9 protein-coding genes and 1 pseudogene are annotated in these 10,260 nt (G+C 36.5%); 6 read left to right on the top strand and 4 right to left on the bottom strand.

From position 1 onward, the window contains the following. From F6K18_RS35285 to F6K18_RS35270, 4 genes and pseudogenes are all read left to right on the top strand, one after another. Window positions 1-106 (top strand): annotated as a pseudogene (locus F6K18_RS35285) (IS1 family transposase); the annotation flags it as partial. 1,188 nt (window positions 107-1,294) lie between these two features. Further along, window positions 1,295-2,218: an NAD(+) kinase gene (locus tag F6K18_RS35280; protein ID WP_124146038.1), complete on the top strand. Its 924-nt coding sequence runs from the start codon at window positions 1,295-1,297 to the stop codon at window positions 2,216-2,218. Window positions 2,219-2,462: 244 nt separating this feature from the next. Further along, window positions 2,463-2,879 carry an RNA-guided endonuclease IscB gene (iscB, locus tag F6K18_RS35275; protein WP_287527919.1) on the top strand — a complete coding sequence of 139 codons (417 nt, stop codon included), beginning with the start codon at window positions 2,463-2,465 and terminating at the stop codon, window positions 2,877-2,879. A gap of 200 nt (window positions 2,880-3,079) precedes the next feature. Further along, window positions 3,080-4,189, top strand: a complete 1,110-nt coding sequence (locus F6K18_RS35270) for a hypothetical protein (RefSeq protein ID WP_287527917.1) — start codon at window positions 3,080-3,082, stop codon at window positions 4,187-4,189. Window positions 4,190-4,626: 437 nt separating this feature from the next. On the opposite strand, the gene F6K18_RS35265 is transcribed toward F6K18_RS35270, so the two are convergent. The 4 genes from F6K18_RS35265 to F6K18_RS37160 all read right to left on the bottom strand — a co-directional run bounded on the left by F6K18_RS35265 (window position 4,627) and on the right by F6K18_RS37160 (window position 6,399). Then, window positions 4,627-5,193, bottom strand: a complete 567-nt coding sequence (locus tag F6K18_RS35265) for a PEP-CTERM sorting domain-containing protein (RefSeq protein ID WP_287527914.1) — start codon at window positions 5,191-5,193, stop codon at window positions 4,627-4,629. 507 nt (window positions 5,194-5,700) lie between these two features. After that, window positions 5,701-5,982 (bottom strand): Mo-dependent nitrogenase C-terminal domain-containing protein, encoded by a 282-nt coding sequence (locus F6K18_RS35260; protein ID WP_353735273.1) that lies wholly within the window; start codon window positions 5,980-5,982, stop codon window positions 5,701-5,703. After that, window positions 5,979-6,275: a Mo-dependent nitrogenase C-terminal domain-containing protein gene (locus F6K18_RS35255; RefSeq protein ID WP_287527911.1), complete on the bottom strand. Its 297-nt coding sequence runs from the start codon at window positions 6,273-6,275 to the stop codon at window positions 5,979-5,981. The genes F6K18_RS35260 and F6K18_RS35255 overlap by 4 nt, the downstream gene beginning before the upstream one ends. 61 nt (window positions 6,276-6,336) lie before the next feature. Further along, complete coding sequence (locus F6K18_RS37160) at window positions 6,337-6,399, bottom strand: CP12 domain-containing protein (protein WP_353735272.1); 63 nt, start codon at window positions 6,397-6,399, stop codon at window positions 6,337-6,339. Window positions 6,400-6,780: 381 nt separating this feature from the next. On the opposite strand from F6K18_RS37160, the gene F6K18_RS35250 reads away from it, so the two are divergent. Next, window positions 6,781-6,903: a hypothetical protein gene (locus F6K18_RS35250; protein WP_287527909.1), complete on the top strand. Its 123-nt coding sequence runs from the start codon at window positions 6,781-6,783 to the stop codon at window positions 6,901-6,903. Window positions 6,904-7,588: 685 nt separating this feature from the next. Further along, window positions 7,589-9,520, top strand: coding sequence for a carbamoyltransferase (locus F6K18_RS35245; protein WP_287527907.1), 1,932 nt, complete (start codon window positions 7,589-7,591; stop codon window positions 9,518-9,520). Window positions 9,521-10,260: the final 740 nt, after the last annotated feature.

The raw sequence follows: 10,260 nt of genomic DNA, 5'->3' as shown, positions 1-10,260 counted from the left end.
ACATCGTAAAACTTTGTGCTATTCCAAGTCCATTGATATGTTGTACAGATCAATTCACCTGCTGATCTATTATTTGAAACATCGTCAAATTCCTCAATTCTCATAATCATTCGTCACTGTGCAACGCCAATGATAAAGTCTTTGTAGTGCGGGCATCTTGCCCGCTACGGGTGTATCTCACTGATACGAAACACACTGTAAGTATTTGACATACTCCCGACGTTGCGCATAGCGCGACGACGCGGGATTCTTCAGTCATAAAAAAAATGACCGCTGTTTCGTGTGAGGTGATGTCCTCCCCCTGTGTTGACCTTGATAATAACATGCATACCTCCTAGCTTGTCAAGGGTATAGGAAGGTTTTATTTGTGGAGGGATCCGACTATTGGCCCTGGCTTTCCCATACGACGCTCCCCTTCGGGAGAGCGCGGGACTTCCCGCCAGGGAAGTTAAAGGGCTAAAGCCCAACTACAAACATAATATTAGGGATGTTCTATGGAATTTCTTTTTACTTGAAATAATTTTTAGTATACTATAGCACTACGCAAAGAGGTTAGGACATTGATAAATCCTCAAACTCAGTCAGGGATTACTTCTGACTTCTGACTTCTGACTTGCGTGTAGCGCTATAATTGGCCATATTTGCTTTAAATTCGTGCAATTTATGAGAATTTACGATCGCTGCTTCCACTTTGTTGCACTACTTCTAGAAATAGCTTCAGAGATCGCACTGAATTGATAATATATTTATAGCGGAAATAGCGTAAGTGCTCGCACGTATTTAATCTGCTAGTTTTTTTGATTTTAACGCCAAATAAAACTTCTCTGTATATAGCTTTCAGGCTTTTTTTCTGGCAATTATTTTTATATAAAATATTGCGGAAGTGACAAATTAACCAGATTTAAGCAGATGATTTTGCCAGAAAAGTTATAATTTCTAGTTTAATTTACAGAGTAAACACAAATTTTACCACTTCAAAAACATATGAAAGTTAAGCAGGCAAATACTTACAGTATTATTTGTCTAACCTTTATCAAACTCATGCAAATCTTCACACATCTTTCACCTATTAGCCTTCTACAGTAGTTATATTAGATTTAATGAAACTTAGATAACACAAGATTTTTCCTTCTCTCCTAGATAACTAAACGCCTTCTTCCTGATTCCTTCTTCTTTTTTCCTTCTGCCATAACAGAGCAATTCTCCAACTCCTAAAGGCCGTAGTTATTGCTATACAATGATTCAGTGGTGCAGAGATTTTGCCAATCTCTATCTAAAATCTAGAATATTAACTATGGACATTAAACGAGTAATTATTGCTCATAAGGCCAAAGATGATGTGAGTCAGCATTATGCAGAACAATGTGCTAGACAGTTGGAAGATAGAGGCTGTCAAGTGTTAATGGGGCCTAGTGGACCACAAGATAATCCATATCCAGTTTTTCTTGCTTCTAGCACTCATAAAATTGACTTAGCAGTGGTTTTAGGAGGAGATGGTAGTGCTTTAGCTGCTGCAAGACATTTAGCAGCTCTAGGTATTCCAATGTTGGCAGTTAATGTGGGAGGACATTTGGGATTTTTGACAGAAAGTTTTGAAGATTTTAAGGATACAGAGAAGGTATGGGATAGGTTATTTGAAGACCGCTATGCTGTACAACTGCGAATGATGTTACAGTCAGCAGTGTTTAATGGCGATCGCACTAACCTCGAACCATCAAGCGATCGCTTTTTAGCTTTGAATGAATTTTGTATTAAACCTGCTTCTGCTGACAGGATGCCTACTTCTATTTTGGAAGTAGAAGTTGATGGTGAGGTAGTAGACCAATATCAAGGGGATGGACTTATTGTTGCTAGTCCGACTGGTTCTACTTGCTATACTGCTTCTGCTAATGGACCAATTATGCACGCTGGTATGGCTTCTATTTCTGTTACTCCAATTTGTCCTTTAAGTCTTTCTAGTCGTCCTATTGTACTTCCTCCTGGTTGTATAGTTAGTGTTTGGCCTCTACAGGAGCACGATCTAACTACTAAACTTTGGGCAGATGGAGTTCTATCTACTGCTATTTGGCCGGGACAACGGGTGGATGTGCGTATGGCAGATTGTCAGGCTAAGTTTATTATTTTGCGGGAAAATTATTCATTTTTCCAGACTCTTAGAGAAAAACTACAATGGGCTGGTGCTAGAATTAAGTACAATAATGAGCATCGTAGTAGTTAAGTCAACACCCCGCTCTAAAGAGACGGGGCTTCGTGCCTCGTTGAATTAGGTAGCTGACCAGCCTAAGCCTTTTGAAGGCTACGTTGCATTTAAGAGCCAAAGTTCTCACCTTGGGATGCTTGTCAGTTCCATGCTCTGAAACTAGATAGTTAAAAGTTTACGAGGGGTAAAGCGGTGCTATTTGGACGTGCAGGAATGCAACATTGGCGAGGCAAACATTACCCTGCTTGCAGGAGTTTTTTCAATGAATAAAAATTCGGTTTTTGTACTTGATAAGAACAAAAAGCAATGCAATCCGGTGCATCCCGCTGCTGTCAGAAAGTTATTAACTGAAGGCAAAGCAGCAGTGTTTAGACAATATCCATTCACTATTATTCTTAAGGATGAATCAACAGATGAAATAAAGCAGTTGAGAATCAAAATAGACCCTGGAGCTAAAACAACAGGATTGGCAATAGTTTCTGATACCAACATAGTTTGGTGTGCAGAATTGGGGCATCGAGGGTTTCAAGTCAGAGATAACTTAAGCGATCGTCGGGTAAAAAGAAGGTCAAGACGTAGTCGCAAGACTCGTTATCGTAAACCTCGCTTTCTCAATCGCAAACGACCGCAAGCATGGTTGCCACCTTCATTAATGTCAAGGGTATTCAACATCCAATAAAATTTTGTAATAGTAGGGGCGGTTTCCATGTTAAATTAATGAGTCTTAGCCAATTAGATGAATCCCCCCAGTGATATGATGAACTATTTTAATTGTGTCGGTCCAGTAGATTTTCAAGAAATTTTTTTGACTGAATGAAGTTTTAATTGAGTTATTTCTTAAGCTCCTCACATCTCCCGATTTTCAAAACTCTAACATTGATGGTCAAAAATTATTTAAGTCAGACAAAAAAAATCCTCAAAATTGTCTCAATTAATCTAATTTTATGTTTGTCTATATTAAGTTTGGTTGAAGGTCTATCTAGCATTATTTTACTGTTTTATAAAATCAGTAAAGTTCAACCAATTAGCGAAATACGCCACACTCAATATGATGAATTATTAGGATGGGTGAATCTTCCTAATGTTGATATTCCAAATATGTATGCTCCGGGGATATATTTTCGAACAAATTCTCAATCTTTGAGAAATAGCGAAGACTTTAGTCTTAATATTCCCCCTAATAAAGTTAGGATAATTTGTTCTGGGGATTCTTTTACAATGGGATGGGGTGTTAGTAATGACCAAACATGGTGTCAATTATTAACATCTATAAATCAACGTTTACAAACTATTAATATGGGTCAAGGGGGATATGGTATTGACCAAGCTTATTTATGGTACAAACGTGATGGTAGTAAGTTTGAGCATAATATTCAGATATTTGCTTTTATTACTGATGATTTTGTGCGGATGCAGCGTGCAAAGTCTTTGGGTTATGGGAAACCATTATTGTCTTTAGAAAATGGGGAGTTAGTTAATCATAATTTTCCTGTTCCTAGAGGTTCTTTTTTAGTTCCAAAAATTACAGAAGGTAGTAGATATATTCAAGAGTTAAGATTTTTAGGTTTCTGGCAAACATTGTTTCCGAGAAAGTTGGAAACTGATAATCAATATGTTGTTCAAACTCCTGCTATAGCTATCAAAATATTTGAACAGTTGGCGAAGATTAATCAAGGGAAAAATAGTAAGTTAGTGGTTGTTTATTTACCAATATATTCTGATTATTATCTGAATAAATCTAGTTTTTGGCGACAATATCTACAGACTGAATTACAAAAACGAAATATAATTTATATTGATTTAATTGCTGAATTTAGAAAGAGAATGCCTAATGAACAAGTAGAAACTGCTTTCTTGGGCGGTAATGGGCATTATTCTGTATCTGGCAATGAATTTATTGCTAATGTTTTGTATGAAAAGTTATTATCTTTGCCTGAAGTTGCAGTTATTTTACAGCAGTATAAAATACAAAGCAATTATCTGAGGTGAATTCACTTTAAATATTCCACCTGGTAATGTTAAATTAGCGGTAGTCCTAAATATGTCAGGATATTCGTTGCTATACTCCTTTTATTGGTAGGAAGTAAGCTGCAAAAATCATTAAAATCATTACTTGTTTACCACTACCAAATTAGCTAATCTCTTAACCATAAGGTCTAAGTACAGGACAAAAATTGAAGATTGCAGCTAAAATTAGATTCATTACAAGGTACAAGAGTATGTTTTTCACAACTTAAGCCATCGCTTTCACAAATGCTAATACCCAAAAATATAAGAAAGTAATTTATGTGATACGAGGAAAAGTTAGGGTGTATCACATAGTATTAAGGTTAAATTATTTTCTGAAAATTGAATATTCTTATGTGATAAATGTCCAAAAGATTTTGAGTTAGGGTCAACCAAATTCTATTTCTTCTTAGATTGACCTATTTACGTTTGAAAGCCTTTCCAAAAGCAAAAGTTGTTAACATTCCAAATCCAAGAATACTTGAAGGTTCTGGAACATCTGTTGAAATCGGAGTTGTTGAAATCGCAGTAAAGGTTAAGTTAATATCCTCGGTTGAAACAAAGCCACTACCAGTAACGAATGGACCTGGACTTGGAGCTATGCCAGCTCGAAAAGAAGCACCTGATAATTCGGTAGAATCAAAGAAAATTAAGGCATCTGTTACAGCAGGAGAAGTGTTGAGAACACCAGCCGAGAGAAAATCGAAAGCTATTATCTCCTCACCTAAAACAGTCCAACTATTTGTAAGAGGAGATCCAACATATTCTCCAATACCTAAGCCTGTAGTATTAGTCAGTACTTCAACACTACTTGCAGCTCCAGTTCCTTCATCTAACCCTCGGATTATACCTGTTACAGCCCCACCTCCATTTAATTCATTATTAAAAGAAAAATTAAAATCAATAGCTTTAGCTGGGATAGTTAAGAAAGTACTTCCTATTGCACTGATGCTTAATGTAAAAAAAGTTTGTTTCAGAGTCTTCATATTTTTCTTGATCAGGACTTACGCAAGGACAACATATATAGTGTATCCTAGTAACATTAATCTAGCCTTCCCCAGAAATTTATGCAACTCCTGTATGCTCAACTTTGCAGAATCTTTAATTTTGCTGATGGTGTTTTGAGTAGTCGAAATCAGTGGAATTAATTGCCAAATAAAGCTTTAGCTATGAAGTTATACAAAAATAAATTATGAAGTTTTGATGAACCTATATTTGATAGTACATCTATATACCTCATCTTTATGAGAAATGCTATATTAGCTTTTAGCATTCAGCTATCAGCTTTTAGTATCTCTGGGTTTAAATCCCCATCCCCGATTTCTATAAACCGGAAGGTGCGCAGACGGGTTTAACTCCCCTTCTAAATCTCTATTGCTTATTGTTAATTCCATTTAGCAATAAGAAGTAATACTATTTATCATGCATTAATGCTACGCTTGGAAGGTGGTAAAAATAACTAGGTAAATCATAGAGCTTACTTAACAATAAAATTACTTCCATAAATAGTATTTAGAAATAGAAAACTCAAGTATAGCAAAGTTTTTGATAATTGGTATAATATCTTCTAAACAAACATCAGCTAAGAAAGTTAGAGAGCGAAAACCTAAACTAATTATTTCATAGTAAAAAGGATTTAGTTTACATAGAGGTGGAATCTTTAAAACTATACGCCCCCAAAAATTAATATCTCTGGTAAACGGGCATTGAGCAGGAATTAATTGGCATAAATTTTTAGCAAATTCAGGTTGCCTGCTATAGAAAATTCCATTCAACAATAAGGAGTAACATCTTCTAAACAAACATCAGCTAAGAAAGTTAGAGCGCGAAAACGTAAACTAATTAGTTCATAGTAAAAAGGATTTATTTTACATAGAGGTGGAATATGCAAAACTGTATGACCAAAGAATTTAATATCTCTGGCAAATGGGCATTGAGCTGGAATAAATTGACATAATTTCCTGGCAAATTCAGGATTATTAATATCTATATTCTCTATAAAATTACGGCAAGGTTGTAGTAAAACATCAATGGGGTTTTGGGGACAATTATTAGTAGTAGTTTGCATTTTTTTACTCCTATTATTTTGAATTAATTGTAATGATGATAGATATTTGAAAAAAAGAGAATTATGATGAGTAAATACTGCACTCAACAGCATGAGGATTTTGTCTACAGTAATTATCAAAAATATAAGCTATTTGTTGCTTCTGCTGATTAGCTATATTGGCTAAAAACTATTCATATATTTGCCAAGCAATTGGAGATTGAGCACTGTTAATATCTTCTAAATTCGTGACTGAATACGTCTGTGTAAATGTTGTGATAATTGACCTTTCTGAACTGCTACTCAACATATCTTTGTTCTCTGCTTTACTTCATAGTTTTAATATACACATAATCAAAACAGATATCAATACAATTTTTATATAAAAAATATTTATTAATCATAGGCAGAGCTTATCTACAATACCAAATGTCTTTAAATAAAAGTCAATAGTTTGAAGAGAGAATATTTGATAATGCAGTTTCGCGATCGCTGTACAAGCAGATTTCATATCAGTAATTAGGGTTTGCGCTCAAAAGTCTTTTTGTGGAGGGTAGGAGTCAGGAGTCGTATGGGAATGGGAATTACAGAGAAGGCAGTCGAAAGAATTGTCGCTCAATTTTTCTGCCCTTGTCTGCTCAAAATGTGAGTATTTTGGGCAATTCGGAGCTAATACCAATTTAAAAAAAGAATGCTACAAAAAAGTAGATATCCATAGGATATGCTTAAAAATAGGTACTCCAATTTATTTTAGATAGTTATTTATATCGTTTTTACCTTTTTTTCAATATTGACCCCTTCTTCCTTCTTCCATCTTCCTTCTTTTGTAGGGACGTTGCATGCAACGTCCCTACCATTTGTAACAAACATTTATCAAATTGGTATAAAAGCTGACACTTTTTTCGCAGCAAAAAGGCACTTACCTTTATCTGTAAGTAAATGCTTTTAGAGTTAATCAGCAAGCCCTAATTAATTTTTATTTTCAAAAATATATTTAAAATAGTAATTCCTCCTAGTGCTGTAACACAGCTAAAATATTGCAATAGTAGAGGCGGTTTCCGCGTTAAATTACAGCACTTTTTAGGAAGCGTGAGGTACAGTTTATTAATTCTCTGTTGCCTATTGCCTATTGCCAGATGAGTTGTTGCCTAAAATCCTAAAATTTTGTACCTCCCTAACTCCGAAACTACTCTAATTGCTCAACATTAAATTTAGATCAACCCGCCCCTCCCTCAAAAGCTATGCTTTGATGAACTATAATTTGAGGATATTTTGCTCAAAAATAGGCCAAAAAATATATAAAGCTATCTGTGAAGGAGACAAAGAAAATAAATATGAAAATCCTGGGAATATCAGCCTATTACCACGACAGCGCCGCCGCCCTAGTATGTGAAGGAAAAATTATCGCCGCCGCCCAAGAAGAAAGATTTTCTCGTAAAAAACACGATGCCAGATTTCCCAAAAATGCTATTTCCTATTGCCTGAAAGAAGCCAATATAGAATTACTCGACCTAGACCAAGTAGTTTTCTACGACAAACCTTTAATTAAATTCGAGCGACTTCTGGAAACTTACCTCAGTTATGCTCCTAAAGGTTTTCGCTCTTTTCTGATGGCAATGCCAATTTGGTTAAAAGAAAAATTATATCTGAAAACTGTTTTAAGAAAAGAATTATCTACATTAGGTAATTGTAAAGCATCCCATCTTCCCCAACTGATGTTTACCGAACATCATCAGTCTCATGCAGCTTCGGCATTTTTTCCCAGTCCGTTCGATCGCGCTGCGGTAATGTGTCTGGATGGAGTTGGTGAGTGGGCGACTACTTCAATTTGGTTGGGAGAAGGAAATAAACTGACTCCTCAGTGGGAAATTGATTTTCCGCACTCTTTGGGTTTGCTCTACTCAGCTTTTACTTATTACACTGGCTTTAAAGTTAACTCTGGGGAATACAAACTTATGGGTTTAGCTCCCTACGGAGAACCTAATTATGTGGATTTGATTTTAAATAATCTCATAGATTTAAAAGCTGATGGTACTTTCCGGTTGAATATGGAATATTTCAATTACACAACCGGGTTGACTATGACTAATCAGAAATTTGACAAATTGTTTGGCGGGTCTCCTCGGAAAGCGGAAACTAAAATTAGTCAACGGGAAATGGATATTGCTGCTTCTATTCAGAGAGTGACTGAGGAAGTAGTGTTGCGTCTAAGTCGAACGGTGCAAAAAGAATTGAATGCTGACTACCTTTGTTTGGCGGGGGGAGTTGCTCTCAATTGTGTGGCGAATGGTAAGATTTTACGGGAAGGTATTTTTAAAGATATTTGGATTCAACCTGCAGCGGGAGATGCTGGTGGTGCGTTAGGTGCTGCTTTAGCTATTTGGTACGAATACCATAATCAACCGCGAGTAATAGAAAAGGTGGTTGAGAATATTCCAGAAATGGAATTAGTTTCTGTAGAGTCTGGAAATTCTGCTATTTCTTTAGCAAAACCTCCTGTTTGTAGCGCTCCCAATGACATGATGCAAGGTGCTTATCTCGGACCGAAATTTGCAGATGACGAAATTCGGGAATATCTGGATGCTATTCAGGCAAAATATGAATATTTGCCAGATGCGGAGTTGATGCCACGGTTAGCAGAAATTTTAGATAATGGTAACGTTGTCGGATGGTTTCAAGGTCGGATGGAGTTCGGACCCCGCGCTTTGGGAGGGCGGTCTATTATTGGCGACCCCCGGAATCAGAAGATGCAGTCGGTGATGAATTTGAAGATTAAGTATCGAGAGTCTTTCCGACCTTTTGCTCCTTCAGTTTTGGCAGAACGAGTTTCCGATTATTTTGACATTGAACATTCTAGTCCTTATATGTTGTTAGTAGCTCCGGTGCAGGAGAATTTGTTAATTCCGATGACAGAGGAGCAAAAGCAGTTGTTTGGAATTGAGAAATTGAATGTGCCGCGATCGGAAATTCCAGCTATTACTCATGTGGATTATTCGGCAAGAATTCAAACTATTCATCAGGAAACTAATCCTCGGTATTACGATTTGATTCGTCATTTTGAGAAGTTGACCGGATGTGGAGTTATTGTGAATACATCCTTTAATGTGCGGGGTGAGCCAATTGTTTGTACGCCCGAAGATGCTTATCGGTGTTTTATGCGGACTGAGATGGATTATTTGGTGGTTGAGAATTTTTTGATGGCGAAAACTCAGCAAATTCCTTGGGAAAAGGATGAGTCTTGGAAAGACGAGTTTGAGTTGGATTAGACTTTACAGGACTTACGCAAAGACACTATATATAGCGCATCGCTAACATGGCGATCGCTATAATTTTTAGAGAGCGATATAGCTGCCGCTAGGCTCCGCCAACGCCAAATATTTCTTAGCCTTTCTTGATTGAGAAAAACTTAAATAGCTATAATTTTAATGGTAGGATGTTTGAGTTCAGATACTAGAGTTGTTGGGAAATAAGGTAAAATGGTTCAAGCAGAAATTGGCCAGAAAAATGCTAAATATTGAACGAGCCTTAAAATCAAGATAGGTTACTCAGAGGATTAACAGGATTCAACCGTAAAGCATTTGAATCTTTGTTGAAGTCCTTTAATCAAATATATGAGCAAAGATTGCTGGATAAACCTCGTCAACGCTCTGTTTGAGAATGATAATTCTTATGAAGACGTCAGAAAAAGGTTGCCGTTGACAACCATCTAGATCTTTCTTAAGTTGGCATGACAAATCTCTACCGTACGAACTAAACTGTAGAAAATCGTGACAGCTTAATATCTTGATATTGGATTAACCAATACTGGCTGTACGGCACAGCTCACTATACCCTCGGCAGTAAATGCCCCTGGGAATTTCTTTCTAATTATTTGAAGACTATAGTCATTACAATTAAGTTCCGTACAGTCTAACAATGTCATCCAGTGTTGTTTCTGGTGGAGCATATATCCGTTGCTTTTTGAGAATGGCAAAATCTTCTTCAATCTTGTTGAAGTCCGGTGAGT

Source organism: Okeania sp. SIO2C2 (genome assembly GCF_010692625.1).
In the GTDB taxonomy this organism is placed as follows: Bacteria; Cyanobacteriota; Cyanobacteriia; order Cyanobacteriales; family Microcoleaceae; genus Okeania; species Okeania hirsuta.
This window is presented reverse-complemented; position numbering and strand designations above follow the sequence as displayed.

Coding starts and splice junctions, on each gene's coding strand:
- F6K18_RS35280 (WP_124146038.1), top strand. CDS start 1,295: ATGGACATTAAACGAGTAATTATTGCTCATAAGGCCAAAGATGATGTG.
- iscB (WP_287527919.1), top strand. CDS start 2,463: ATGAATAAAAATTCGGTTTTTGTACTTGATAAGAACAAAAAGCAATGC.
- F6K18_RS35270 (WP_287527917.1), top strand. CDS start 3,080: ATGGTCAAAAATTATTTAAGTCAGACAAAAAAAATCCTCAAAATTGTC.
- F6K18_RS35265 (WP_287527914.1), bottom strand. CDS start 5,193: ATGAAGACTCTGAAACAAACTTTTTTTACATTAAGCATCAGTGCAATA.
- F6K18_RS35255 (WP_287527911.1), bottom strand. CDS start 6,275: ATGCAAACTACTACTAATAATTGTCCCCAAAACCCCATTGATGTTTTA.
- F6K18_RS35245 (WP_287527907.1), top strand. CDS start 7,589: ATGAAAATCCTGGGAATATCAGCCTATTACCACGACAGCGCCGCCGCC.